The sequence below is a fragment of the Paraburkholderia franconis genome, assembly GCF_009362735.1.
In the GTDB taxonomy this organism is placed as follows: Bacteria; Pseudomonadota; Gammaproteobacteria; order Burkholderiales; family Burkholderiaceae; genus Paraburkholderia; species Paraburkholderia franconis.
The window spans coordinates 17,361-41,509 of sequence record NZ_WHNP01000054.1 but is presented as its reverse complement, the minus strand read 5'-3'; the positions used below and the strand labels follow the sequence as shown (position 1 = coordinate 41,509).

Sequence of the window (24,149 nt, the reverse complement as noted above, 5' to 3'; positions counted from 1 at the left end):
ATTGCGCGTACTAAAGTGAAGGCGCTCCGTATGACAGGTGCATGTCGTCAACCGCGATTTGCCTTTATCCGGTTGATTCGACGCCGCGACTCAATGATCGTCGCGACAGAGAATGTGATGTATTCGCACAAACGAAGAGTACTTTTTGTATCGATGGTTGCCGGCATCCACACGCATCATCTCGACGATGATCATCGTGGTCCGGATCGACATAAAGCCGGCGTATGAATGGCCGTTGAGCCTGGTGAGAAGCAATCGATCAGCGTATTGCCGCTATAGAGATTTCGCTTTGGCTTTAGCGGCAGATATCGCTTCAGGCAACAAAACGATTTGCGGCATCCATCGCATCGATACGTATGCTGGCGTTTCTAAATCCGTTTGCTTCGGACGCAATCGTCAAGCGTCCGCCTCAAGACTGATCGGACTGAGCAACTTCTTCGTGCTTGCCCGATGCCTCCAGGTCGCTCGCTTCCCGGGCCGAAGGCGCATTGCCGCGCGTGCGATTCAAAACGGCCAGTACTTCGCGAGCGGTATTCTCGGAATGCTCGCGCAAGATTTGCGGCAGGTTCGCATGATCGGGATCTTCAAGCGCGGCAAGAATCGCCTCGTGTTCACCGAGCGACTCTGCCCAGCGCAACGTATCGGCGTTGGCGGCGCCGCGCGCGCGATGCACCTTCGACATCAGCGACGCGTACACATTCGTCAGCACGGGATTGCGCGCAGCATCGACGATCATCTGGTGGATCTGCTGATTGAGCCGGAAATACTCGAGCCGCTTGCCGGCGTTGTGACAGTCGACCATGCGCCGATGCTTCGCCGCGATAGCCGCCACCTGTGCCGGACTCACGCGCTGGCGCAGAAGTTCGCCCGCCATCGCTTCCAGTCCGTGAAGCATCTCGAACGTGCTGGCGAGGTCGTCGAGATCGATCGGCGCGACGCGATAGCCGATGTATTGCCGATGCGTCACGCGCCCTTCCGACACCAGCACCTTGAGCGCCTCGCGCAACGGCGTCTTCGACACGTCGAATGCCGTGCTGAGTTCCTTCTCGTCGATGCGCGCGCCGGGCGGCAATTCGCCCTCGTCGATCATCACGCGCAGACGCGCGGCGATCTCCGCAGCCATGCCGCGGGTGCGCAACAAAAGAGGGGTTCCGTTCGCCTGATTCATCGTAGCGTAGAGCTTAACACGATCCTGGGACATACCCTGAATTTTTACATGAATCGTTTTATATCAATCACTTATCACATTTGTAATTATAAATTTCTAATCCTATACTCTGCCAAACGTTGCGCGACGTCACGAAAACACCCGCCTATCTCAGGAGCCGCTCATGTCTTCAACATCCGGTGTAGCCGCAATGGCGGTGGGTAAGTCCACCGTCCGCTGGAAGATTTTCGTCGTCATGCTCAGCCTCATCGCGATCAACTACATCGACCGCGCGTCGCTGTCGGTTGCCATGCCCCTCATTTCGAAGGAGTTCGAGATCGGTCCCGCGATGGAGGGACTCATCCTCAGTTCGTTCTTCTGGACCTATGCGGTCATGCAGATTCCGGGCGGCATGCTCGCCGACCGCTTCAAGCCGCGCATCGTCATCGCTTCGGCCACCGTGTTCTGGGGCTTCTTCCAGGCGATCGCTGCGATGTGCGCGAACGCGCCGAGCCTGCTGCTGACCCGTCTCGGCCTCGGCGCATCGGAAGCGCCGATCTACCCCGCGGGCGGCAAGCTCAACGCCATCTGGATGACGCAGACGGAACGCGGCCGCGGCGCCACGCTGCTCGACGGCGGCGCGCCCCTCGGCGCAGCGCTGGGCGCGATCCTGATCACCGGACTCATCGCGGTGCTCGGCTCGTGGCGCCTCGCGTTCGCGGTGGCGGGCGTCGGCACCGTGCTCGCCGGCATTCTCGCGTGGTTTTATGTGCGCAATACGCCGCGCGAACATCCCGGCGTCAACGAACAGGAAGCCGCGTACATCGAGGAATCGCATGCACGCGACGCCGCGCTCGAACCGCCGTCGCTGTCCGGACGCACGCGCGACTTCCTGAAGTACCGCTCCGTGTGGGGCATGTTCTTCGGCTGGATGTGCTTCAACAGCGTGTTCTACGGCCTGCTCACGTGGATGCCGAACTACCTGCACATGGTCCACGGCTTCGACATCAAGCAGATGGGCGGTTCGAGCTTCATCATCTTTTTCAGCGGCTTCATCGGCGAGCTGATCGGCGGCTGGATCGCCGATAAGTGGAAGGCCGCGGGCGGCCGTCCGAACGTCGTGATGCGCACGCTGTTCGGCATCGCGGCGATCGTTGCTACCGCGTCGATCTTCTCGGTCGCTTATGTGACCAACCCGGTCGTCGTGGTCGCGCTGCTCTCGACGACGCTCTTCTTCCTGCGCTGGTGCGGACTCTACTGGTGCATTCCGTCGTCGCTCGGCACGCGCAACAAGATCGGCTTTCTCGGCGGCTTCATGAATCTCGGCGGCAATATCGGCGGCATCACGGTGCCGATCATCGTCGGCGCGATCGTGCAGCTCACTCACTCGTACTTCCTCGCGCTGATGTTCTTCGCGGCGGCCGGCGTCGGTCTGCTGCTGTGCTCCAGCGCAATCGATTACGAAAAGAAGATTCCTGTCTGACGGGCCCTTGCGCTCCCCGTATTGCTTCCGCCTTATTGCTTCTTCCGCCGTATTGCTTTGATTCACGCTCATCACATCAGAGATATCACGATGAAAAAACGTACCCTGCTCGGCATGCTCACGCCTTCTTCCAACACGTCGCTCGAACCATTGACGAGCGCGATGGTGTCCGGCCTGCCCGACGTCTCCGCGCACTTCGCCCGCTTTCCCGTCACGGAGATTTCGCTCGCCGATCACGCGCTCGGCCAGTTCGACGATTCGAAGATCCTGCAAGCCGCGCAACTGCTCGCCGACGCGAAAGTCGACGTGATCGCATGGAACGGCACCTCGTCCGGATGGCTCGGCTTCGAAGCCGACGAGCGGTTGTGCCGGCGCATCACGGAGGCGACGGGCATTCCCGCGACCACATCGGTGCTCGCGCTGAATGAGATCCTCAAGAAGACCCGCGCGAACGAATTCGGTCTCGTCACACCGTATCTGGATGACGTCCAGGAGAAGATCGTCGCCAATTATCGTGGCGAGAACTTGCACTGCATCGCCGAGCGGCATCTGAACCTGAAGGTGAACTTCTCGTTCTCCGAAGTGACGCCCGACGAAATCCGCCGCATGGTGCGCGAAGTGGCCGAGTCGAAGCCGCGTGCGATCTCGATCTTCTGCACGAACCTGAACGCCGCGCATCTCGTCCCCGAGCTCGAAGAAGAAACGGGCATTCCGATCTACGACACGATCTCGACGGTCGTCTGGAAGTCGCTGCAACTCGCCGATTACGACACCCGCCGCGTGACCGGCTGGGGGCGTCTGTTCAGCGAAGTGATCTGAGGAAGCGGCCATGTCGAACGATCTCGATTTCGTGATCCGTCACGCCGACGTCGTCACCGCGTCGGACCGATTTTCGTGCGACATCGGCATTCGCGACGGTCGCGTGGCGATGCTCGGGCAAGGTCTGCCGCGCGCGCCGCGCGAACTCGACGCGAGCGGAATGCTGGTGCTGCCGGGCGGCGTGGACGGGCACTGCCATCTCGATCAGCCGATGCCCGACGGCTTGCGCATGGCCGACGACTTTTTCACGGGCACGCGCTCGGCGATCTGCGGCGGCACGACCACCGTGATTCCGTTCGCTGCCCAGCACAAGGGACAGTCGTTGCAGGCCGCAGTCGACGACTATCACCGGCGCGCAGAAGGTCGCGCGCTGATCGATTACGGCTTTCATCTGATCGTCGCCGATCCGACGCCGCAGGTGCTTGCCGAAGAACTGCCGCGCCTCATCGCCAGCGGGTATACGTCGTTCAAGGTCTACATGACTTACGACGATCTCAAGCTCAACGATCGCGAGATGCTCGACGTGCTCTCGGTCGCGAGGCAACACGGCGCGCTCGTGATGGTGCATGCAGAGAACTCGGACTGCATCGGCTGGCTGACCGAGCGGCTGCTCGGCAATGGGCATCACGCACCGCATTTTCACGCACATGCGCGGCCTGCCGTCGTCGAACGCGAGGCCACGCATCGTGCGATCGCGTTCGCGGAACTCGTCGACGTGCCGATTCTCATCGTGCATGTGTCGGGCGCCGATGCCATCGAGCAGATCCGCTGGGGGCAATCGCGCGGGCTGCCGATTCTCGCCGAGACCTGCCCGCAGTACATGTATCTGACGGCTGCCGATCTGGGTTGCGGCGAGTACGAGGGCGCGAAGTGCGTGTGCAGTCCGCCGCCGCGCGATCCGGCTAACCAGCAGGCGGTGTGGAAAGCGCTGCGCCAGGGCGTGTTCTCGATCGTGTCGTCGGATCATGCGCCGTTCTCCTACGACGATCCGCAAGGCAAGAAGCCCGGCGGCAAGCAGGTCTCGTTCGATCACATACCGAATGGCATTCCCGGTCTTGAAACGCGTCTGCCGCTGCTGTTCGACGGCGTGCGGAAAGGGCGGCTGTCGCTTCATCAGTTCGTCGAGCTGACCTCGTTGCGTCCCGCGAAGCTCTATGGGCTCTATCCGCGCAAAGGAACCATCGCGGTCGGCGCGGATGCCGACATCGTCGTATGGGACCCGAACAAGCGCGTGAAAATCGGCAACGCGTCGCTGCATCACGCCGTCGATTACACGCCCTATGAGGGCATCGAGGTGACGGGCTGGCCGCGCCATTGCCTGTCTCGCGGCGAGGTGCTCGTCGAGGACGGCAAGCTCGTAGCGGCGGCAGCCGGACGCGGACGCTTCTTGCCCGCCGGCAAGCCCTGCCTGGATTGACTCCGCACTGAACTGACGCGGTGCGTTCGCGCGCCGCACAACGAAGGAGCAAGCGATGAAAATTCCTCACGCGTTGTGCACGATGGCGACGGCAACCGCGTTCGTCGTCGGTTCGACGGGACATGCGCACGCGGCAGGCGCGGCGTCGCAGGACATGCCCACAGTTGCGCCCGAATCGGTTGGCGTCGATTCGGTGCCACTCGTGCACATGTCGGAATGGCTGCGCGGCGACAGGATGGATGTCAGAAGCCTCGTGGTCGTGAAGGACGGCAAGATCGTATTCGAGCGATACAGCGGCGGACTCACGCGCGACAACAATTACGAGCTGTACTCCGTCACGAAGACGATCACGTCGCTGCTCGTAGGCATCCTCGAGGGCGAAGGCAAGCTCAGCCCATCGACGAAAGTCGCGCCGCTGATCGCGAACGCGCGGCCCGATCTCGCGAGCGATCTCGCGGACAAGCAGGGCATCGAGCTGCGCCATCTGATGTCGATGTCGAGCGGCCTCAGCTATCAGACGCGCGAAGGCACGGACCCGCTCTACTACAGCGCGCCGGACCGGCTGCGCGTCGCGGTGACGAGCCGCGCGGCAACGACGCCCGGCACGCGCTTCGACTATATCGACGTGAACCCCGTGCTCGCGGGCACAGCCGTCGCGGTTGCGGCGCACGAGCGCGAAGACGAGTTCGCGCGCGACAAGCTGTTCGAGCCGCTCGGCATGTCGCATTACCGCTGGACGGGCGTCGATCAGACGGGCGCCGTATCCGGCGGCTGGGGACTGCGGCTGCGCGCCGTCGACATGGCGAAGATCGGCATGCTGCTGCTCGACAACGGACGCTGGCAAGGCAGGCAGGTCGTGCCGCAAGCATGGATCAAACAGATGACGACGCCCTCGCCCGCCGCCGACGATTACGGCTACTACTGCTGGATCCAGCACGTGGTCGAGAAGGGACAGCCCGAGTTCGGCGCGATGGGGTTCAAAGGACAGTTCATCACTGTGCTGCCCGCGCAGCATGCCATCGTCGTGATGACGAGCCTGCTGCCGACGGATGGCGGACTGCGCGATGCGACCTATCTGAACCAGTATCGCCGGATGGTCAACGACTACATCCTCCCCGCCTTGACGCCCACGCGCAAACCCGTCGCGACGGCCGCGAAGACGCAGGCGCTGCGCGATGAACTGGCGCGCAGCCGGCAGACGCAAGGTATTCCAGGCACGGCTGCGGCGTTCAACGATGCGCCCGATATCTGATGAGAAACTCGGCGATCGAAAGCGCAACCTGCGCGCGGACTCGACAGCGTTGTCCAATCGCCCGGATCAGAAACGATGACGGAAGGCGACGCAGGTCGCTTCAGGCCCATGCCGACATCGATGAAGGGCACGCCGACGGCTTCTAGCTTCCGCACCATCACACGGCTGTCTTCCCCGGCGTCCATGCGGAGGAAGGCTAAGGTGGTGCCCTGACAAGCAGCACGCCGTTGGCGCGATCTCCCGCAACGGCGTGCTATCGGCACGGCACGGCGCCATGCGTGCCACTCACGGTCCGAAGCTGAACGCGTAGATCCTGTTGTCGCCAGCGATATAGAGCCGTCTGTCGGCCGCGAGAATGGTCGCAAAGTGCCGCAGGCCTGGAATACGGTCTTCGTTCCCGCCGCCGGCAAACACGGGCTGGCCATTGTCTCCCCGGAAGCCGTGCAGCTTGTTGTCACCCTCCGCGCCCGCGATCCACACGATCCGATCCGTGGTGCCGTCGCTGGTCGTGGTGATGGGACTCCCCGCACCGTCCACCCGGGCACACCAGGCGGTGCTGATGCCGCCGCGTGACGCAGCGACGATCCGCAAGACGATCAGGCCCGCTCCGCCCTGCCCGGCGGGGCAAGCGACGCCGTCGCCATGAAATGCGATGTACACGCCGTTCGGCGCCGGATATGACGCCGGTCCCGTTCGGGTCGCCGCGCGCGATACCTGCTGCACGTCAAGCGCGCCACCGATGCCGCCCAGGTTGTCCCGATCCAGCACGTAGGCCTTGCCATCCTTTCCCAGCGCGACGATCAGCCGCCGCCCGTTGACGTCGATCGGCATCGGATTGGCGCCGCCCAAGTCGAGGTCGCTGTCATCCAGTTGATGCCAGTCGGCAGGCGCAAACGTGTCGCGTCCGCTCGCGGGCCTCTTCAGATCGGTGGCAAGCCGGAGGATAGCTTCGCCGTCGGCCCAGGTCTCAACGCCGCTGGTATTGCCCGTCGCGACGAACAGCGCCCTGTCGGCCACGGCGATGCCTCCCGGCGCCCAGATGCCACCCTTGGGCCCGCGAGTCATCCAGGCGCCAAACACGCCGGGGCTGTCGAGACGCAAGCCGACCACCCCGCCGTGATAGTTGCCGCAATCACCAAAATTGCCGCCGTACGGTACGAAGAGCCGGCCTTCCAGAATGACCAGCGCGCCTCGCTCGCTCTGCACGCGCGAATCAAACGACATTCCTCGTGCGCGCAGGCCGGCCGCGATGTCCACGGGCCAACCGGGCAGCACGGAACCATCGCGCAAGGACAAGCCATACACGAGATGTGCCGGCTCGCCCTGGCGGCCCACCAGCGCGTCGACGTAGAGCTTGCCCGCAGCGGGATCGATCACCGGCGTGCCCGTCACGCCAACGGGATCGACATTGCCGCACGGCAATGCCGAGCGCGGCACGGAAGGCCCAAGCACAGTACGCCAGACGACATGGCCCGTTGCGGCATCGAGTGCATAGACGGTGTTTGCCTGCGTTGCGGCGATCAGCAGTCCGGCCGCCGAACCCGGCGGGCGCCAGTACAGAGGCTGGGCGTAGATATGGCCATCGACCCTGCCGTCGAAGCGAGAGTCGCGATGGAGCTGCGACGCGCTTTGCCACGTCAGGCCGGGCACGACGTATTGTCCGCTTCGGTCGGCCGTGCGGTGGTAGCCGGGAACGCCGTCGACGTCCTGTGCGCGAACCGCGCTCAGACAGGCGCACGCAATGCAGAGGACGAAAATCCCCGAGGCTGGATTAGCGACAGACACATGCGTCTCCCTTGCTCATCCCTTCGCAACAGCCGCCGACCTGCGGCCACCTGGCTCGGCCGGCTTCGCCCGAAAAATGGAAACCACTGTCTTGCACGACGACGTTGCAGCCGATGTAAGCCCGATGGGTTCCACTCGGCGACACCACTGCGCACCAGCGCAGACCCTGCGCCTTCGGCGCGATCGAGCGATCCACCCGTATCGTCCGGAGACAGCAAGCGCATCGCCGCAGCCACCCCACGCTTTTTGCGCGCAGTTCCTATACTTTTGAAACCATAGCGCGTAAAGGCACCATGGACCAGCAAGCCCTGGCGAATTTCGCATCGTCCCACGGTCGTGAATCGTACGACCGTGCGCAGCGGCATCGTGCCCTGTGAGGCCGTGTCACTGCCACGCGACAGAATCAGGAGAAAGGCATGGGACACTCCACCCCCACGGCAACCGAAGCTCACCAGACCGGCGCGCCCGGTGAGCAACGCAAAGCCCTTCCGGCGCTCTCGCTTGCCGCGCTCGGTGTCGTCTATGGCGACATCGGCACGAGTCCGCTGTACACGCTATCGACAATCTTTGATTCAGCCAACGGGCTATCGCTCAACGCATTCAACATCGTCGGCATCGTCTCGCTGATCTTCTGGTCGTTGATGGTGGTCGTCTCGCTCAAGTACGTGGTACTGGTCCTTCGCGCGGACAATCACAGCGAAGGCGGCATCATGGCGCTGCTCGCACTTGCGGCTTCTTCGGTTTCGACGCGACCACGGCTGCGCCGCGCGTTACTCGTCGTCGGCGTCATGGGGGCCGCGCTCTTCTTCGGAGACAGCGTGATTACACCTGCAATCTCCGTACTGAGTGCCGTGGAAGGCCTCGAGGTCGCGGCGCCGATGCTGAAGACGTTCGTGATTCCCGTGACGCTGGCGGCGCTCATTGCGCTCTTCATCATGCAAAAGCATGGCACGAGCGGCATCGGCGCCGTGTTCGGTCCCGTGATGGTGTTGTGGTTTGTCGTGATCGGCATCGTGGGGCTCGTCAATACTTTCGCGACACCCGTCATTCTGGTCGCGCTCAATCCGCTGCAAGGGCTTGGCTTTTGCCTGCGTCACGGCTGGCTCGCGTTCATCGCGCTCGGCGCCGTCGTGCTGTCCGTGACAGGCGCTGAAGCACTCTACGCGGACATGGGCCATTTCGGCAAACGCCCGATTCGCGTCACATGGTTCGGTATCGTGTTTCCGGCCCTCGCGCTCAACTATCTTGGCCAGGGAGCACTCTTGCTTGCCCATCCCGGCGCGCTGGAGAGCCCCTTCTATCGCCTGTTCCCGCAATGGGCGATTTTCCCGATGATCGTTCTTGCAACGATAGCGACAGTCATCGCTTCGCAGGCCGTGATATCCGGCACCTACTCGATGACAAAGCAGGCGATGCAGTTGTCCTTTCTGCCCCGCATGAACGTGGTCCACACATCCGAGCAGGAAATCGGCCAGATCTACGTGCCTGGCATCAACTGGGCACTGCTTGCCGCAGTGGTGGCGGCCGTGATCGGCTTCGGCTCGTCGACCGCTCTCGGCGCCGCTTACGGCATCGCGGTCACGGGCACCATGCTGATCACGACGTTACTGACGTTCTTTGTCGTCCGCTACGCGTGGCATTACAACTGGCTGCTATGCGTGTTCGCGACTGTTTTCTTCGTGGTGATCGATGCGGCGTTCTTCTCCGCAAACCTGTTGAAGATCGTCGCGGGTGGCTGGTTTCCGCTCGTGATCGGCGCGGTGATGTTCACGATCATGGCGACCTGGGGGCGCGGCTGGGAAATGATGCTGGCTGAAGCGCGCGTGCGCGCCGGTACGACTCCACTCAAACCGTATCTGACGTCGCTGCTTGCGCGGGCCCCGTTGCGTGTCGGTGGCACGGCGATTTTCCTGACGCCCAATCCGGATGCCGTGCCGCATGCGCTCGTCAATAACCTGAAGCACAATCAGGTGCTGCATGAATGCATGGTCTTCCTGACGGTGACCACGAAAGAGATACCATGGGTGCCCGAGAACGAGCGCATGAAATTGCAGCCGCTAGGCCCAGGCTTTTATCAGGCGACAGTCACTTACGGATTCAAGGACGAAGTCGATCTGCCGAAAGCGCTCGCAGAATGCACAGCAGAGGGGCCTGCGTTCGAGCTGTCCGCAACGTCGTGGTTCCTGAGTCGCGCGACAGTCGTGCCGAAGCCGGGCAGTGGAATGGCGCTATGGCGCGAACGCCTTTTTGCCGTGATGTTGCATAACGTCGGCAACGTCGCCGCTTTCTTCAGGCTGCCTGCCAACCGTGTATTCGAAGTGGGCGCACGGGTAGAAATCTAGCTTACGGGCCATCCTTCCATTCCCTTTCCAGCATGGCCCGCTTCGCTGTGCACGCGCATTCAATTCTCTTCGAATTGCGCCGGGATATCGCGTTCAGTGTCCCGGCTGCGCTGGATAGATCAGCGTTCCGTCAAGCTGCGGTTGCGCTCCGGGTGTCATCGTTGCTGGCTCCACTCGACCCGCGTTCATGATATGCAGCACGGTCTCGCCGCGCTGCAGCAGGTAATCCGCGATGATGCGGCGATGGCATCGCCACCACACGGCTTCCGAACACATGATCACGCACCTTTGCTGATGACCGAGTTCGAGCAACTGCTCGAGGGAATCGCGAAATGCGGCGCTCATCGCGTAGTCCGCATAGTTGCGAAAGGCGGGGTGCGTCCAGTAGCCATTAGGTGACGGAGCGTCGCCCTTCGATCGGCTGCGCCGCCCGCCCAGTCCGGCAAGGTGGATGTACCCCATGTGCTTGCGACCCAGCGCGTCCGGCAACGTGTCACGATTGAATTGCGGATTCGTGCGAGAACGGGGAATGCTGCGCACATCGACTACTGTCTCGATCTCTGCGCCCGTCAACAGCTCGATGAATTCGCCCAGCGGGTGAGTCGAGTGGCCTACCGTGAAAAACGCATTTGACATCGATGTCTCGCGCAAGTGATCGCGACGATGCGTTCAGTGTACAGAATTCCCTCACCACGACTTGTCACACAATGAGTTGACGGAAATACCGTCCGCGCCCGAGTCCCGCCTGCGCGCGTCCGGCCGGCGACGTTGATCATCCGTCGCACGGCACGCTCCATTCGCACTCATGCCTGCGCATCCGGAATTGTCTGAACGATCAGAGAAAACAACCGCTGGAAATCCTCGTCGAGCTTTGCGCCTTCAAACGGGTCGCGGTTTGCGCCAAATGCATCATCCAGTTCAATCCAGTCTTCTGTCGTAAGCAATCGTTGTGCGGCGGGAAGGATTATTTCTTCTTCAAGCCGCATGTGGTTTCTGTAAAACGCGGCGTACTCGTCGACCATCGCGCGCAATTTCGGAAAAGCGGACTCGCCGGCCAGTTCGTAACGGGTCAGCGCATGTTCGATGCTTTGAATTCGCGTTTCGCCCTCTACGTGCTGCGCTTCCAGTTCGGCGATCACCTTGTCGAGTTCTCGCGTGCGATGCCGCAGGCGCGCAAACAGATATTGATCCTCCTTGGGATGATGTATCCGTTCAGGATACTCACGGATGTAGTAAAGCATGGCTCGGAAGATCATCAGCCCGGGCGTCTTCACGCCAACGCCAAGCAATTCGACGAAACGCTGCATGCCCGCGATGACGACGGAAAGCTGCTGATGCTCTCGCATGATGACCTGAACAGCGCTTATTGCAGATGGTGTTTGCATGTCACTCCTCCATCGACTCACCGCTGCCGCGCCGTTACGGCCCGGAGCGCTCGCATCGCTGGAGCAGATGCACGTCCGGTCGGCAGACGATAATCGGAGAAAGCCTCCGTGCAGCGACTCAAGACAGCGTCGTGGACAAGACGCCGCGCATTCAGGACATCATCTGACGTCTCAGGTTCGATAGATTGATACTGATCAACTGAGCGATGAACAAGCAGTACCGGCGAGACTTGTATTGCCTGCATTGCATTTGCAGGAGGGCAAGAGAGATCTGGAATCAAGCGGCCGCAGGTTGCTGCCTCCGACACCGTAGATGCGCTGCGGGTCCGTACCCGCGCCGGTGAGACTCGTCAAACGCGATTTTTCTAACGCTTTCCGGGTCACGCCCAATAAGGGCATGTGCGTCGGCGGGTCCGCGCGACTCCTGAACGCAGCACACGATGTGCCGTGCGTACACGACGGTCTTGCGTACACGAACGTCGGAAGGAGATCGATGTCGGCGCCCGTAGCGGTGCCATCCGCGTCCATCCAAGCGAACGGAGGTTCTTCGATGTACGCGATCGTTATCTTCATCGTCGTATCTCGCTGCTCACACAGGTGCTCACACAGGTGTATAGATCGCGAGCTTCAATGCGGGGTCATCGATTAGTTCGTGAAGCGATGGGTTAAACGATGAGTTAAACGATGGACGGGATGGTTTGTCTGAAAGACGCCTCGCGTAGCCACTGCCCCGCCGTCGTCTCCATGACGGAAAGCGGTTCGTCCGCAAACGCGAGGCCCGTGGCGTGCATGAACGTGACGTCCTTGAGTCCGATCACGCCGAGCGCCGCTTTCAGATAAGGACGAAAGAAGTCGGGCTGTAGCGCAGGCTCGCGAAACATGGCGCCGCCGGAAGTCACCGCGACGAATGTCGGCCGGTCTTGCAACAGGCCGACCTTGCCGTTCTCCGTCGTTTTGAACGTCACGTCACGACGAACTACGAGATCGATCCAGTTCTTCAGCACGGCGGGCACCGTGAAGTTGTGTACGGGCGCCGAGATCCAGAGCATGTCTGCCTCATCGAGCTCCTGAATCAAATGGTCTGAAAGAGCGAGTGCCGCACCGAACCGCGCCTTTGCTTCGTCAATGGGCAACACCAGCGACTCCGCGTACTCGGCCGTGATCGGCGGCAGCGGCTCCGCGCCAAGGTCGCGCCGGCTGGATGTCTCGCCCGAGACGCGCAGCCATCGCGGGCAGCAAATGATGGGTGAAATGCCGGCTCGTCGAGTTCTCGCGCCGTGGGCTGCAATCGAGCAGCAGCACCTTGAGACTGTTCATTGCAGATCCATGCTGAAGTGAAGACCGCGCGCCAACAAGCCAAACCGGAAATAGAAACGTTGCGCCAGTGCATTAGCGAGCGCCGTGTCGAGCACGATCCGGTTGCAGTTGTCCGCGCGGCCAAGCGTGCGCAATTCGTCCAGCAAGCGCTCGCCATGCCCTCGCCCGCGCCCCGCTGCATCCGTAATCAGATCGTCGACGTAGATGAAACGGCCGTGAATCAGGTTGTCGATGCGTCGGTAGCCGGCGAGCGCCACGGGCTTGCTGCCGTCCCATACCGCAAGCAGCCGATAACCTTGTGCGCGTTGCAACGCGACACGGGCGAGCAAATCTTCGGATGATTGCAAATGCGGACGCAATTGCTGCATGACGCCGAAACACGCCATCACATCGGCGTCTGTTTCGGCATGTCGGAGTATCGGGGCGTCTGTCATGATGCCGATGAACGAGGGTTGGTGTAGGCTTCAGTGTCGTCGTTCGGTGACATAGCTGACAGTGACATTTTCTTTGCTTTGGACCAGGCCATGACCCAGCCAATGGCCCGCGCGGCGGCGCCCATTCACGAGCAGATCTACGCGCGCTTTCGCTCGATGATCGAACAGGGACAGTTGAGTCCCGGCCAGAAGGTGTCGTCGTTGCGAGCGCTGGCGACCGAGCTTGGTGTCGCGCGCGGCACGGTGCAGGTCGCCTACGACCGCCTGCTCGGAGAGGGCTACCTCGTTGCCCGAGGTCCTGCGGGGACATTCGTTTCGGAGCACACGGCTCCCGCCAAACCCGCTCACGCGAAGAAAGCGCCCGTCGCCGCACGCCCATTCGCACGCCCGTCAGCGCCCGAAACGATCATCGATATGGAAGGCGGCGATCCAGCGCCGTTGCAGATGGGCCTGCCTGCGCTCGACGAATTTCCGAGGAAGCTCTGGGCGAGGCTGATGACGCGGCAGGCGCGCAAGGTGGGATCGCTGAACAAGCCACCGCCAGCGGGATACATGCCGTTGCGCGAGGCGCTGGCGGCCTATCTGCACCGCTCGCGCGGCATCGACGCGCACGCCGCGCAGGTCTTTATCGTTCCCGCCTACACCGCGAGCCTTGCCTTGATCATCGATGCACTCGGACTGGCACGCGAGAGCGCGTGGATCGAACATCCGTGTTATCCGCCGACCGCGCAAACGCTAAAACGCATGGGTCTACGAGTCTGCAACGTGCCCGTCGACGAACATGGCCTTGACGTCGGTTTTGGGCGGAAGCAGTTCACGAATGCAAGGCTTGCTGTGGTGACGCCATCGCATCAGAGTCCTACGGGTGTTGCCTTGCCGCTGCAACGGCGCGTCGAACTTCTCGATTGGGCGGACGCGCACGATGCATGGATCGTCGAGGACGACTATGACGGTGAATATCGTTATCGCGGCCATCCCTTGCCCGCGTTGAAAAGCATGGACGCGTGCGGCCGGGTGATCTACTGCGGGACGCTCAGCAAGTCGTTGTTCCCTGGACTACGTCTGTCATATGTGGTCGTCGCGCCGAACCTCGTGCCGCAATTCGAACTGGCGTGCAGGCGGACCGTGCATGGCGGTTGTCCCGAACTCATGCAGGCGGTGGTGGCCGATTTTATCGCCGAAGGCCACTTTTCCCGGCATATCAAGCGAATGCGGACGCTTTACGCACGGCGGCGCGCGATGCTCGCCGAATCGCTCGCGCCTTATGCGGCAGATGGCTTTGTCGTTCATCTGCAGGACGGCGGCATGCATCTGCTGGTCGACGTGCGCGAAGATCTCGACGACGTCGCTCTCGCCAGCCGGGCGCGCGACGCAGGCTTCGCCGTGCATGCGCTGACGACATGGCGCAACGGCTCGCCCGGGCGTCGCGGCCTGTTGATGGGATTCACGAACATCAGCAGTCAGGCCCAGGCGCAGCGTCTGGTGACGGATCTGTTTCGTGCATTCGGCTTGTGCGCCAGATAGCCAGTCTCATCGGTAAAGGAGGCGCTTCGCCGCGCGCCAATGGTTTCCGGTGGCAGCGGTTCCCGGCCGTCAGCCGAAGGCCATCGTGGCGCGGGAACACAACGCATTCACTGCATCCTTTCGTCTGGTTGAGCAGCGCTAGGCCGCGCCTAATGCCTGTCGAGCCGACACGCCGGCGCAGCAAAGATCATTCACGACACAAGCAAGGATCATCCGGTTGTATTCGGGAGAGAGATTGCCTTGCTGCGTCAGAGGTCGAAAGACCTTGTCGCCAGATCGAATCCGTCTGCCCGTCAACAGGCAATACGAATCCATACGCGCACGTCCCAGTCGCCACGTCTGTCCAGAGTAACGGCCCAATGTCGCGTCGCTCCAGCTTACGCTCACCGTTTCCGACGACAGCCGCTCGACAATCGAAAAGCGAGCGGGGACCGGCTCGACAACGACAGGCTCACATGTCGTGGTTGCAGCGCGACCGCTTCGGCGATACTTCTTTTTGCGGATGTACGTGTTCGCAGTGGCCTCCGACACAAACGGCTTCGGTGCCAAAAGAGCAATCAGTGCACGTCGAACGATATTGTCCTCATTTCGACAGGCCATAGATTCACCTTTTCAGAAGTACTCTGCCGGTCGGCGGCAGTCGCCATGGGAAGTGACGATGAAGCCGACGTCGATAAACGTATGTTCGTCCGCGCGAATCTCAGCCCATGAGCTGGAATTTCATCGCGCTGCGTGGATCACTCGCTGGTGGTTCGATCGACGTTCGGCACACTTGCCGGCGCGCACCGCGCATTCCCTCTCGCGCGCGCAATCCGGACCGTGCGCGTACAGTGAACGCGCTCCATTGGATCGACCCATGCGGTGAACAAGAAAGGGCTCACGTCCGAAAGGCCGAACGTGTCTGCTGGCGGCATCCCTTTTTAAGCCGCTGTCACCTGCAGCCCGCGCTGCACCGCCGGCCGCGCGAGACCGCGGTCGAACCAGCGCTGGACATGCGTGAACCGGTCGAAACCGACGATCTCGCGCGCCTCATAGAAGCCGATCAGATTGCGCACCCAGCCGAGCAGCGAGATGTCGGCGATGCTGTAGCCGTCGTCCATGATCCAGTCGCGGATCGACAGCCGCGAGTCGAGCACACCGAGCAGCCGCGCCGACTCACTCACGTATCGATCGCGCGGCCGCTTGTCCTCATAGTCCTTGCCGGCGAATTTGTTGAAGAAGCCGACCTGGCCGAACATCGGCCCGACACCGCCCATCTGCCACATCAGCCACTGGATCGTTTCATAGCGCGTGTTGGGATCGGTCGAGAGGAACTGCCCCGTCTTGTCGGCGAGATAGATCAGGATCGCTCCCGATTCGAACAACGCCAGCGGCCCGCCGCTCGGACCATTGGGATCGTAGATCGCCGGAATCTTGCCATTGGGGTTGAGCGCGACGAAGGCCGGATCGCTGTTCTCGTTCGCCAGGATGTCGATGCGGTGCGGCTCATAGGCGAGGCCCGTCTCCTCCAGCATGATGCCGACCTTCACTCCGTTAGGCGTCGGCAGGGAAAAGAGCTGGAGCCGATCGGGGTACTGCGCCGGCCAGCGCGTGAAAATTGGATGATCGAGTGTCACTTTCTTCCTCCTCGGTGATTCCATCCGTAATGGCGCATCTCAGCGGCCAGCACTTTGCCCGCCGTCGACGTGCAGGATCTCTCCAGTGATGAACGGTGCTGAGTCGAGAAAGAGAATGGCGTTGGCAATATCGCTTGCTTCACCCATGCGTCCGATAGGATGGAAAGCTCCCAGCGCTTCGTAAGTTTCAGGCGCGTGCATCGGCGTCTTTATGATCCCCGGAGCGACGGCGTTCACGCGAATGCCCTTCCTTGCGTACTCGATCGCTAGTGACTTCGTGGCAGCGTTGAGGCCGCCCTTCGTCAGAGCCGCCAGGACCGAGTAGATTCCGCTGATTGCAGCGTGGTCTATGCTAGCCGTGACGCTCACCACATGGCCACTCGAATGCTTTTCCATCTCGGCGATCGCGAGTTGCGTGATGTGATAGAAGCCCGCCATGTTCACATTCATCACGGCGGCGTAGTCTTCGGCGGTGTGTTCGGTGAAAGGCTTTCCGATGTAGATGCCGGCGTTGTTCACCAGCGTATCGATCCGGCCAAATCGCGCGACACCTTCGGAAATGACACGTTCGGCGGTTGTGGGATCGCCGATGTCACCGGCGATGCTCAGGATGTTCTCGTCGTCCGACAGCTTGATCGAACATGAGGTTGCGACAATGCGGTAATCGAGCTTTCGGAATGCCTTTACGACTTCAGCGCCGATGCCTTGTGACGCGCCGGTGACGACAACAACCTTCTGTGACTTGTTCATGCTTTACCCAGGAAAATATTGCTCCGCTTCAATGCCGATCGAGCTGAGGTCTCCGGACCCAAGCAAATGTAGACGCATTGATTCAGGTTTCGCACAAACCCGAATCAACCGTTTTTTGGCCTGCGCCAGCCACTCGTCGAGACTGATGCGGCCGATCCGCACGTCGCCGGGCGGCACGAGCGACTGTTCCTCGACACGACCGCCGTAGTACCGCATCTGGCGATCCCGTCACAGTGGAATCCTGATTTGGTGTGAAAGTGTCCTAACCTTGTCGGCGCATATGAAATGGGCCCGGACACGTTCCCAAAAATCTCTCCTGGGTGCATCCGGGCTTTGGCCTTAGGCCCGCATCACATCGAACCTCCCACGACCCTCGGAGAGAGTCGATGCGACCGGATCGAGTTCAGATCGAGCCAGCCGGCGTAACGGCGGGAAAGTCCTTCTCCGGATCGAACACGTTATTGAAAAAGTTCGTCAGGGAGTACATGGCCACCAGCGCGACAATCTCCATGACGTTCGCATCCGTGTAGCCAGCATCGCGGACCGCTTTCAGGTCGGCGTCACTGACCTTTCCACGGGTCTCGATGACTTTGCGCGCAAACTGGAGGGCGGCGTCCCGCTTCGGGTCGCTGGCATGGCCCTTCCGGGCGAGAATGATTTCATCGGCCGGCAGCTGCGCCATATGCTTGGCCGTAAAGCTGTGAACCGTCAGGCAGTAGTTGCAGCCATTCACTTCAGAGACAGCGAGCCCGATGCCGTCACGCGTCTTCACGTCGAGTGCCTTGCTTAAGGAGCCGAGCAGGGTGGCCCATGAGTTGAACGCGATCGGGCTCTGCGCAAAGGTCGCCATCATATTTGGGGTGAACCCGATGTTCTTGGTGAACGTATCGAGAGTCGGTTTCGAATCGGCCGGCACCTGGTCCGGCTTTAGAGCGGTACTTCTTGGCATCGTAGTCTTCCTTGAGTTACTGGTTTCACTAATTGAGGAAAGTCCGTGTGAGAACCATCCCCCGGCTTACTTCCTGCCAGGCTCCTGGGTCGAAGCTGATCAGGCCTTCAAGTGGGAGGTAAGTTGCGGTTGCCTCTCACGTGGCATGCGCCTGGTCGTTCGGTACGACCACTGCCGCGGCGACGCACCTATACCAGATCCAACACATCGGCCAGCGGACGGCGCGGCTTCTGCGACCAGTTTCCCGGACGCTCCGTCCCTACGGACAACAGCATGACGGGTACTTCGTCCTCGGCCAGTCCGAATTCGCGGTGCACCGCTTGGGCATCGAAACCGATCATCGGCGTCGAACCCAGGCCCAGCGAGCGGGCCGCATAGATCATCGCCGCCGCGCCGAAGGTGCCGGTGCGTACTGCCTCGTCGCGCTGGCGCTGCGGGTACTCCATGTACAGATCGCGTGCGGGGATTTCCCATTCCGGCACCATCGTTGCCGGCATGACGCCCGCTTCCACCAGCGGTGACAGGCGCTCCGGTATTACGCTGGAATCGGCCAACTGGCCGCAGACGATGAAGGTAACGGCTGCTTCGGTGATCGCGGGCTGATTCCAGGCGATCGGACTCAGTCGAGCTTTGGCTTCCGGCGTGCGTACGGCGATGAAGCGCCAGTTCTGCAAGTGGAAGGATGTCGGCGCGGTGGTGCCGATTCGCACCAGTTCGCGGATCTGGTCGTCGCTCAAGGTGGCGGCAGGGTCGTAGTACTTCGCGGCGCTTCGGCTCAAGATACATTCGATGACGGCGTTGGTCATGGTGGTTCCATTGCTCATAGCGATTCCTATGCGTTAAGGGATAAGTGGAGGCACAAGCGTGCTTTCGCTCTATGCGGACCTGCTCTCGTCCAAGGTGTTGGGCGACGTTTTCTCCTCTGCTTCTGGTGGTTGCTGAACGGATGAGTCTCTTGCAGTCGGCCCGCGGTACTTCAGCAAGCGCGGATCGACGCATACGCGGCTGGTACAGAGCGGCACGCGTACGCGCAACCGGCACAGCCGCGAAGAAGCAATAGAAACTCCGAACGGCCGCCAGTAGCAGCAGCCACATCTGCGCCGGCATGGCCGGCTGCCGCGCGAGCGAGAAACTGGCGAGCAGCTACAGGCGCCTGCAAGGAAAATCTTCACAAGTCTCTCCTTGCTGCGGCGCTTCAACTGAAATGCCGTGGCATCCAACTTTTCAGGTCCCACTTCTCCAGCGCAGCCTGACGCATATTCCGGAAGCTGATTGCGAGACGGTTATAAGTGTTCATCAGGCTGATCGCGATCGTGAGATCCACGAGTTCCCGCTCATCGAACACTGTAATAGCTGCTATGCATTCCTAACCGGTTATGCCAGTCTGCGCGACACGAGTGACCGACTCGGGCTCACGCAAGGGCTGCACGCTCATGTTCGTCAAACAGACCGCCGGCTTCCGCCCACGCTTGTACCAGCGCCAGCTTTCGACCTTCAAGCCTTTCTTCAGCAGGTCGCGCGTATCGATGTAGAAGCAGTAGGCACAGTTGTTGATGTGTGAGACACGAAGGTAAGCCAGTTCAGCTGGATGTGACGGTTTCACCGATCCCGCGCGCAGTAGCAGGCATTGAGATGGTGAAGGCAACGGCTGCGGAGGCAGCAGCGAGGACAGATCGAATGTTCATGAGGATGCTTCTCCTTATGGCTCTTGTATTGTGGCTGCGCATTGGGTCACAAGTAAGAACCAGAAATGAACATTTTTTATGTACCATGACCGGATGACCAAGCCGCTGCAACCAAGCCGCTGCACATTACCGGGCTTAACCCCGGAACAGATGTGAAGCGTGCGTGATGGCGCCGCCTGCACGAATGGCCGCCGCCACGAGCGCGGCTTCCGATAGTTGCGCTTCGCTGGCGCCTGCGTCGCGCGCAGCTTTTGTGTGCAGTTCGATGCAGTAGGGACACTGCGTCGTCAATGCGACGGCGACGGCAATAAGCTGCTTCTGTTGCGCACTCAACGCGCCTTCTTCAAAGACCGCCTTGTCAAATGCCCAGAAAGTTTTCATCGCTTCCGGTGCGTTTTCGTCCAGCTTCTTGAGTCGGCTAAGATGCTTCATATCGAACATGGGGTTCTCCTGTAATCAATGGCCTGCATGTTTATAGTAGAGAGGTGCCCGTTCCATTTGGTCTCGATTTGGTTCGAATTCGTCCATGACTAGTCGCGCTATCTTTGAGCTTCCCGTCCTCGAACGCTTCCTTGCCGCGCTGGACATCGGCGTGGCGAATTTCACCCTGTGCGACATTCGCGACGGCTGGAGCGCCCGCTTCGACGCCTGCGCAACGGCAAGCCTTCACTACTGCCTGGAAGGCAGAGGCGCACTCGTGACGCAAACGGGCGAGCGCGTCACGCTGAGTTCGCACAGTTTTGTGCTGTTACCGCCTGGCATCGCTTACGCGATCGAAAGCGGCCGTCCGTCGCCCAGCAACGAAACGAACCACGGACGTCTCACAGACTGGCCTTCGCGAGAAACAGTGCCGACAATCCAGGCGGGTGAAGGCGCGGCCGGCATCGCCACGGCATGCGGTGAATTGAAGCTCGACACGAATCACGGCACGGATCCATTCAGCGCGCTGCGTCGGCCGCTGATCGCACAGTTCGACGGGCAGTCGGGTTTGAAGAACCAGTTCGTCATGCTGCTGGCAGAATGCGCGCAGCCGGGGCTCGGCTCGCGTGCACTGGTGGAAGCCCTGCTCAAGCAGTGCCTGATCATGGTGATGCGGCGGCAGATCGACGCTGGGGGAACAGAGCTGCCTTGGGCGACAGGCTTTGCCGACAAGCGGCTCGCAGGGACGCTCGAAGCAATCTTTGAGCGCCCGTCGTCGCCGTGGACCGTGGAGCGGTTAGCCGATATCGCCGGCATGAGCCGCTCCGCGTTTGCTGCCCAGTTCATGAAGGCATTCGGGCAGCCGCCGATGAGCATGTTGAAGCTCGTGCGGCTCCGAAAAGCGGCCGAATTGCTGGCGACGACCACGCGCCCGGTCGCTGAGGTAGCGAGGATGGTCGGATTCACGAGTCGAAGCAACTTCTCGCAGGCGTTCCACGCAATGCACGGCATGGACCCGACCGCTTTCAGGCGTCGTGCGGGCGCGGGGAACTAATCGGGCTACGCCCTGCGCCAGTCCGTCTCGTCTGTGCCGCGCTGATATCCGCTTTGCGTCGCGGGATGAGTCATGGCGAACGGCATGTACGATGCCCGCCATCACATTGCTGTTCACAAGCGTATTCGCGGCGGCTGCCAGTGCAATCGCGACCATCGCGCGGTGATCGAAGCCAGCCCCCCTTCAGCGCGTCGACGTCGCTGTCCGACACCTGCGTCCGGTTGGTCGCGATGGCGGCAGCGAATCGGCGCACGGCTTCAAGCTTCTGATCGTGAATCGCGCCTCCGTTCCGCAGTGGCTCGACGACATCAGCCGATGCCCCGAGTTTGGCCGCAAACGTTGCATGCATGGCAATGCTGTAATCAGCGGAATTTGCGCGGCTTGCCGAGAACATTGGGATCTGCTGTGAAATGCGATCGAGCGAACTCGCGCCCAATTGAAGCAGCGGTGCGTCGATCATCCTGACGAGCACGATCGCGTCGCTGCGCGTTTTCCCCGGCCGAAGTGCCTATGCAGCTTGCGGTCGTACGCGCGTAAGTGGACGATGGAGTTGATAGACCGGGGGTCCGGGTCGGGCGCGATCGGGTTGTAGCCGAGACGCCTGGTCATGTGTTTACTCCTTGGATGTGCCTGATTTACTTGAGTGGTGTGGTCAGGGCCTTGTCGTTGGAATCAACCACGAACACCGCCAGCAGTTTCGCGGGCCTGGTCTTGCTCGCATTACGGCTCACACGATGAAGCGAACCCGGCTCCTCAAAGAAACTTTCGCCGGCATGATAGGTTCGCTTCGTGCCATCGTTTACTTGTGACTCAATGGCACCCGAGACAACATAGGCGTAGATGAGAGCCGACTTCGCGTGCTCGTGTGCCGGCGACGCTCCACCAGGGGCATAGTCGACAACCACGGCGGACAATGACTTGCCAGGAATGTTGGGGATGGCATGCTCGAAGTTGGGTGTGACGGTTTCACCCATCCCGTGCGCGGTAGCTGGCATGGAGATGGTGAACGCAACGGCTGCGCAGGCAACAGCGAGGACAGATCGAACGTTCATGAGGATGCTTCTCCTTATGGCACTTGTATTGTGGCCACGCTCTGGGCCACAAGTAAGAACCAGGAATGAACATTTTTTATGCACCATGACCGGATGACCAAGCCGCTGCAAATACAACTCGATCGGTCTGCGAAGACTCCATTGGCCGAGCAGATCCGCAAGGCAATCAGCACTGCAATCGAGAGCGGCGTGCTTGGGGCGGGAGCACGTCTGCCATCGTGGCTGGACCTTGCAGCCCAACTTGGCGTTGCCCGGGGCACGGTGCGCCTGGCATACGACCGACTTGCCGACGCTCAACTTATCATTGCTTCCCGGGCGACGGGAACGCGGGTGGCGGATCGGCCGCCCGCTCCCGTTCAACTGGAAGAACGGCCTGATCCGGGGTCGTTCATGGAGATGTACGGGGAACTCACTGCAGGCCCGGCGATTTTCCAGATGGGCGTGCCTGCACAGGAAACGCTACCCGCCAGACTTTTCACCAGAGTCCGGTCATTCGCTCTACGCGCGGAATCCAGCGCATCAGTCGTTTATCCCGATCCCCGGGGCGAACTCGAACTGCGGCGCGAGATAGCTGCCTACCTCGCTATTTCGCGCGGCGTCACGTGCTCACCCGCCCAGATCGTCATCACAAGCGGGTTTAGCGGCGGGCTCGGACTGACACTACGCGTACTGGGCCTCGAGGGCAAAAGGGCGTGGGTGGAGAACCCGGGTTTTCCGTTCACCCGACACGGGTTGGAACTCGCGGGTATGTCACTTTCGCCGATACCGGTCGATGCGGAAGGGCTCAATATCGATTACGGCCTCCAACATGAGCCGAACACCGATCTTGTTGTCGTAACGCCCGGGCAACAGGCACCGCTCGGTCCCACGCTCTCGCTCGCCAGGCGTCTGCGCCTTCTCGACTGGGCTGCGAAAGAAGGAGTCTGGGTCCTTGAAGACGACTATCTGAGCGAGCTGCAACTGACGGCGCGCGCCGCGCCGGCGCTCGCGTCGCTTGATCGTGGCCAGCGCGTCATTCATATTGGCTCCTTCAGCAAAACGATCAGTCCTGCACTGCGATTGGGATTCGTTGTCGCTCCCTTGCCGCTTGTATCCCGGTTCGCAGAGGTGGCAGCATGCCTGGCTCCGGCGCCTTGGCTGTCTGTGCAACTCGCGACGGCGCAGTTCATGCGCGACGGACACTACATGCGCCATCTGAGACGGATGAAGCGCCTTTATGCCGCTCAACGCGACGCATTGCTCAAATGCCTCGAGCAGCGCGCTTTCGAGACAACGACTGCCGGTTTGGCCGTACTCGTGCGGTTGCCCGACGGCGTCTCGGACATCTCCATTGCGAGAGCATTGTTGGCATTCGGATTAGGTCCCCCACCGCTGTCACCCTGGTATGCATCGCCGGCCTCTGCGAGATCAGGACTTTTGTTGGGTGTCGCGACTTCACCGGAGAGGAACCTCGCCAGATCCTGCGACCGGCTGCATGAGGTGATAAGACGCTATACATGAAGCAGCAATGCTACGTCAGGGCCCAATCCGCCAGCCGAACGGTTTCACCAAACTATTGCATCCACCGGTTGAATCCGCATTTTGTCATCCGTCATCTTGGATCTCGAACTGTCTGAACAGCCATCAGGCATTAGTGTTTGATGTCTGTGCCCCCTCTCGCCTTTGGGCGCAACGCGGATGAGATCCCGGCCCCTTTGCGCTGGCGTTTTCAGCCCGCG

22 protein-coding genes and 3 pseudogenes are annotated in these 24,149 nt (G+C 61.2%); 8 read left to right on the top strand and 17 right to left on the bottom strand.

Translation table 11 applies throughout. The features are described from left to right. Window positions 1-409: 409 nt before the first annotated feature. Entirely contained in the window at window positions 410-1,123 is a 714-nt protein-coding gene (locus tag GCT13_RS35315) for a GntR family transcriptional regulator (RefSeq protein ID WP_152766311.1), read from the bottom strand. A 208-nt stretch (window positions 1,124-1,331) separates the two neighbouring features. Between GCT13_RS35315 and GCT13_RS35310 the strand changes: the two genes are divergently transcribed. The 4 genes from GCT13_RS35310 (at window position 1,332) to GCT13_RS35295 (ending at window position 6,118) form a co-directional block, all read left to right on the top strand. Then, complete coding sequence (locus tag GCT13_RS35310; protein WP_152766296.1) at window positions 1,332-2,630, top strand: MFS transporter; 1,299 nt, start codon at window positions 1,332-1,334, stop codon at window positions 2,628-2,630. A gap of 90 nt (window positions 2,631-2,720) precedes the next feature. Continuing rightward, window positions 2,721-3,449, top strand: a complete 729-nt coding sequence (locus tag GCT13_RS35305; RefSeq protein WP_152766294.1) for a maleate cis-trans isomerase family protein — start codon at window positions 2,721-2,723, stop codon at window positions 3,447-3,449. A gap of 10 nt (window positions 3,450-3,459) precedes the next feature. Continuing rightward, entirely contained in the window at window positions 3,460-4,866 is a 1,407-nt protein-coding gene (gene hydA / locus GCT13_RS35300; RefSeq protein ID WP_152766292.1) for a dihydropyrimidinase, read from the top strand. A gap of 55 nt (window positions 4,867-4,921) precedes the next feature. Beyond that, the gene (locus tag GCT13_RS35295; protein ID WP_152766290.1) at window positions 4,922-6,118 is read left to right on the top strand and encodes a serine hydrolase domain-containing protein; all 1,197 of its coding nucleotides are present in this window, start codon (window positions 4,922-4,924) and stop codon (window positions 6,116-6,118) included. 285 nt (window positions 6,119-6,403) lie between these two features. On the opposite strand, the gene GCT13_RS35290 is transcribed toward GCT13_RS35295, so the two are convergent. After that, window positions 6,404-7,903 carry an outer membrane protein assembly factor BamB family protein gene (locus tag GCT13_RS35290; RefSeq protein ID WP_152766288.1) on the bottom strand — a complete coding sequence of 500 codons (1,500 nt, stop codon included), beginning with the start codon at window positions 7,901-7,903 and terminating at the stop codon, window positions 6,404-6,406. Window positions 7,904-8,319: 416 nt separating this feature from the next. On the opposite strand from GCT13_RS35290, the gene GCT13_RS35285 reads away from it, so the two are divergent. After that, entirely contained in the window at window positions 8,320-10,245 is a 1,926-nt protein-coding gene (locus GCT13_RS35285; RefSeq protein ID WP_152766286.1) for a potassium transporter Kup, read from the top strand. Between the two features lie 93 nt (window positions 10,246-10,338). Here GCT13_RS35285 and GCT13_RS35280 read toward each other — a convergent pair whose 3' ends face one another. The 5 genes and pseudogenes from GCT13_RS35280 to GCT13_RS35260 form a co-directional block, all read right to left on the bottom strand. Continuing rightward, complete coding sequence (locus GCT13_RS35280) at window positions 10,339-10,881, bottom strand: DUF488 domain-containing protein (protein ID WP_152766285.1); 543 nt, start codon at window positions 10,879-10,881, stop codon at window positions 10,339-10,341. A gap of 167 nt (window positions 10,882-11,048) precedes the next feature. Continuing rightward, window positions 11,049-11,630 carry a hemerythrin domain-containing protein gene (locus GCT13_RS35275; protein ID WP_152766283.1) on the bottom strand — a complete coding sequence of 194 codons (582 nt, stop codon included), beginning with the start codon at window positions 11,628-11,630 and terminating at the stop codon, window positions 11,049-11,051. Window positions 11,631-12,101: 471 nt separating this feature from the next. Continuing rightward, window positions 12,102-12,203 (bottom strand): annotated as a pseudogene (locus tag GCT13_RS49815) (transporter substrate-binding domain-containing protein); the annotation flags it as partial. A 104-nt stretch (window positions 12,204-12,307) separates the two neighbouring features. After that, complete coding sequence (locus GCT13_RS35265; RefSeq protein ID WP_407670909.1) at window positions 12,308-12,769, bottom strand: FMN-dependent NADH-azoreductase; 462 nt, start codon at window positions 12,767-12,769, stop codon at window positions 12,308-12,310. A gap of 174 nt (window positions 12,770-12,943) precedes the next feature. Next, entirely contained in the window at window positions 12,944-13,381 is a 438-nt protein-coding gene (locus GCT13_RS35260) for a GNAT family N-acetyltransferase (RefSeq protein WP_152766281.1), read from the bottom strand. Between the two features lie 90 nt (window positions 13,382-13,471). Here GCT13_RS35260 and pdxR (GCT13_RS35255) point away from each other — a divergent pair, with 90 nt between their 5' ends. Beyond that, on the top strand, window positions 13,472-14,905 hold the full coding sequence (gene pdxR, locus GCT13_RS35255) for a MocR-like pyridoxine biosynthesis transcription factor PdxR (protein ID WP_152766279.1): 1,434 nt from the start codon (window positions 13,472-13,474) through the stop codon (window positions 14,903-14,905). Window positions 14,906-15,043: 138 nt separating this feature from the next. Here the strand turns inward: pdxR (GCT13_RS35255) and GCT13_RS35250 are convergent, their stop codons facing one another. The 8 genes and pseudogenes from GCT13_RS35250 to GCT13_RS35215 form a co-directional block, all read right to left on the bottom strand. Next, window positions 15,044-15,505: a DUF3331 domain-containing protein gene (locus GCT13_RS35250; RefSeq protein WP_152766277.1), complete on the bottom strand. Its 462-nt coding sequence runs from the start codon at window positions 15,503-15,505 to the stop codon at window positions 15,044-15,046. Between the two features lie 320 nt (window positions 15,506-15,825). Further along, a complete protein-coding gene (locus tag GCT13_RS35245) occupies window positions 15,826-16,521 on the bottom strand; it encodes a glutathione S-transferase N-terminal domain-containing protein (RefSeq protein ID WP_321574828.1) in 696 nt (231 codons plus the stop codon). 39 nt (window positions 16,522-16,560) lie between these two features. Continuing rightward, entirely contained in the window at window positions 16,561-17,271 is a 711-nt protein-coding gene (locus GCT13_RS35240; RefSeq protein ID WP_152766274.1) for an SDR family NAD(P)-dependent oxidoreductase, read from the bottom strand. 111 nt (window positions 17,272-17,382) lie between these two features. Next, window positions 17,383-17,496 (bottom strand): annotated as a pseudogene (locus GCT13_RS35235) (NmrA family transcriptional regulator); the annotation flags it as partial. A 178-nt stretch (window positions 17,497-17,674) separates the two neighbouring features. After that, window positions 17,675-18,220, bottom strand: coding sequence for a carboxymuconolactone decarboxylase family protein (locus GCT13_RS35230; protein WP_152766272.1), 546 nt, complete (start codon window positions 18,218-18,220; stop codon window positions 17,675-17,677). Between the two features lie 188 nt (window positions 18,221-18,408). Continuing rightward, window positions 18,409-19,044 (bottom strand): nitroreductase family protein, encoded by a 636-nt coding sequence (locus tag GCT13_RS35225; protein ID WP_152766270.1) that lies wholly within the window; start codon window positions 19,042-19,044, stop codon window positions 18,409-18,411. A 371-nt stretch (window positions 19,045-19,415) separates the two neighbouring features. Then, a pseudogene (locus GCT13_RS35220) lies at window positions 19,416-19,802 on the bottom strand (carboxymuconolactone decarboxylase family protein); the annotation flags it as partial. Window positions 19,803-20,040: 238 nt separating this feature from the next. Beyond that, window positions 20,041-20,346, bottom strand: a complete 306-nt coding sequence (locus tag GCT13_RS35215; protein ID WP_152766268.1) for a carboxymuconolactone decarboxylase family protein — start codon at window positions 20,344-20,346, stop codon at window positions 20,041-20,043. An 85-nt stretch (window positions 20,347-20,431) separates the two neighbouring features. Here GCT13_RS35215 and GCT13_RS35210 point away from each other — a divergent pair, with 85 nt between their 5' ends. Continuing rightward, a complete protein-coding gene (locus GCT13_RS35210; RefSeq protein WP_152766266.1) occupies window positions 20,432-21,379 on the top strand; it encodes a helix-turn-helix domain-containing protein in 948 nt (315 codons plus the stop codon). Window positions 21,380-21,449: 70 nt separating this feature from the next. Here GCT13_RS35210 and GCT13_RS35205 read toward each other — a convergent pair whose 3' ends face one another. Together GCT13_RS35205 and GCT13_RS35200 are read right to left on the bottom strand one after the other, a co-directional pair. Beyond that, a complete protein-coding gene (locus GCT13_RS35205) occupies window positions 21,450-21,839 on the bottom strand; it encodes a carboxymuconolactone decarboxylase family protein (RefSeq protein ID WP_227747177.1) in 390 nt (129 codons plus the stop codon). 175 nt (window positions 21,840-22,014) lie between these two features. After that, window positions 22,015-22,431, bottom strand: coding sequence for a cupin domain-containing protein (locus GCT13_RS35200; RefSeq protein WP_152766264.1), 417 nt, complete (start codon window positions 22,429-22,431; stop codon window positions 22,015-22,017). 93 nt (window positions 22,432-22,524) lie between these two features. Here GCT13_RS35200 and pdxR (GCT13_RS35195) point away from each other — a divergent pair, with 93 nt between their 5' ends. Then, window positions 22,525-23,931 (top strand): MocR-like pyridoxine biosynthesis transcription factor PdxR, encoded by a 1,407-nt coding sequence (pdxR, locus tag GCT13_RS35195; protein ID WP_152766262.1) that lies wholly within the window; start codon window positions 22,525-22,527, stop codon window positions 23,929-23,931. Window positions 23,932-24,149 lie beyond the last annotated feature (218 nt).

What these genes read in the sequence shown, in the direction of transcription:
- GCT13_RS35230 (WP_152766272.1), bottom strand. Translation starts at nt 18,220, where the DNA reads ATGCCAAGAAGTACCGCTCTAAAGCCGGACCAGGTGCCGGCCGATTCG.
- GCT13_RS35215 (WP_152766268.1), bottom strand. Translation starts at nt 20,346, where the DNA reads ATGTTCGATATGAAGCATCTTAGCCGACTCAAGAAGCTGGACGAAAAC.
- hydA (WP_152766292.1), top strand. Translation starts at nt 3,460, where the DNA reads ATGTCGAACGATCTCGATTTCGTGATCCGTCACGCCGACGTCGTCACC.
- GCT13_RS35225 (WP_152766270.1), bottom strand. Translation starts at nt 19,044, where the DNA reads ATGAGCAATGGAACCACCATGACCAACGCCGTCATCGAATGTATCTTG.
- GCT13_RS35305 (WP_152766294.1), top strand. Translation starts at nt 2,721, where the DNA reads ATGAAAAAACGTACCCTGCTCGGCATGCTCACGCCTTCTTCCAACACG.
- GCT13_RS35285 (WP_152766286.1), top strand. Translation starts at nt 8,320, where the DNA reads ATGGGACACTCCACCCCCACGGCAACCGAAGCTCACCAGACCGGCGCG.
- GCT13_RS35260 (WP_152766281.1), bottom strand. Translation starts at nt 13,381, where the DNA reads ATGACAGACGCCCCGATACTCCGACATGCCGAAACAGACGCCGATGTG.
- GCT13_RS35205 (WP_227747177.1), bottom strand. Translation starts at nt 21,839, where the DNA reads ATGATCGACGCACCGCTGCTTCAATTGGGCGCGAGTTCGCTCGATCGC.
- GCT13_RS35295 (WP_152766290.1), top strand. Translation starts at nt 4,922, where the DNA reads ATGAAAATTCCTCACGCGTTGTGCACGATGGCGACGGCAACCGCGTTC.
- GCT13_RS35310 (WP_152766296.1), top strand. Translation starts at nt 1,332, where the DNA reads ATGTCTTCAACATCCGGTGTAGCCGCAATGGCGGTGGGTAAGTCCACC.
- pdxR (WP_152766262.1), top strand. Translation starts at nt 22,525, where the DNA reads ATGACCAAGCCGCTGCAAATACAACTCGATCGGTCTGCGAAGACTCCA.
- GCT13_RS35280 (WP_152766285.1), bottom strand. Translation starts at nt 10,881, where the DNA reads ATGTCAAATGCGTTTTTCACGGTAGGCCACTCGACTCACCCGCTGGGC.
- pdxR (WP_152766279.1), top strand. Translation starts at nt 13,472, where the DNA reads ATGACCCAGCCAATGGCCCGCGCGGCGGCGCCCATTCACGAGCAGATC.
- GCT13_RS35275 (WP_152766283.1), bottom strand. Translation starts at nt 11,630, where the DNA reads ATGCAAACACCATCTGCAATAAGCGCTGTTCAGGTCATCATGCGAGAG.
- GCT13_RS35240 (WP_152766274.1), bottom strand. Translation starts at nt 17,271, where the DNA reads ATGAACAAGTCACAGAAGGTTGTTGTCGTCACCGGCGCGTCACAAGGC.
- GCT13_RS35210 (WP_152766266.1), top strand. Translation starts at nt 20,432, where the DNA reads ATGACTAGTCGCGCTATCTTTGAGCTTCCCGTCCTCGAACGCTTCCTT.
- GCT13_RS35250 (WP_152766277.1), bottom strand. Translation starts at nt 15,505, where the DNA reads ATGGCCTGTCGAAATGAGGACAATATCGTTCGACGTGCACTGATTGCT.
- GCT13_RS35315 (WP_152766311.1), bottom strand. Translation starts at nt 1,123, where the DNA reads ATGGCTGCGGAGATCGCCGCGCGTCTGCGCGTGATGATCGACGAGGGC.
- GCT13_RS35200 (WP_152766264.1), bottom strand. Translation starts at nt 22,431, where the DNA reads ATGAACGTTCGATCTGTCCTCGCTGTTGCCTGCGCAGCCGTTGCGTTC.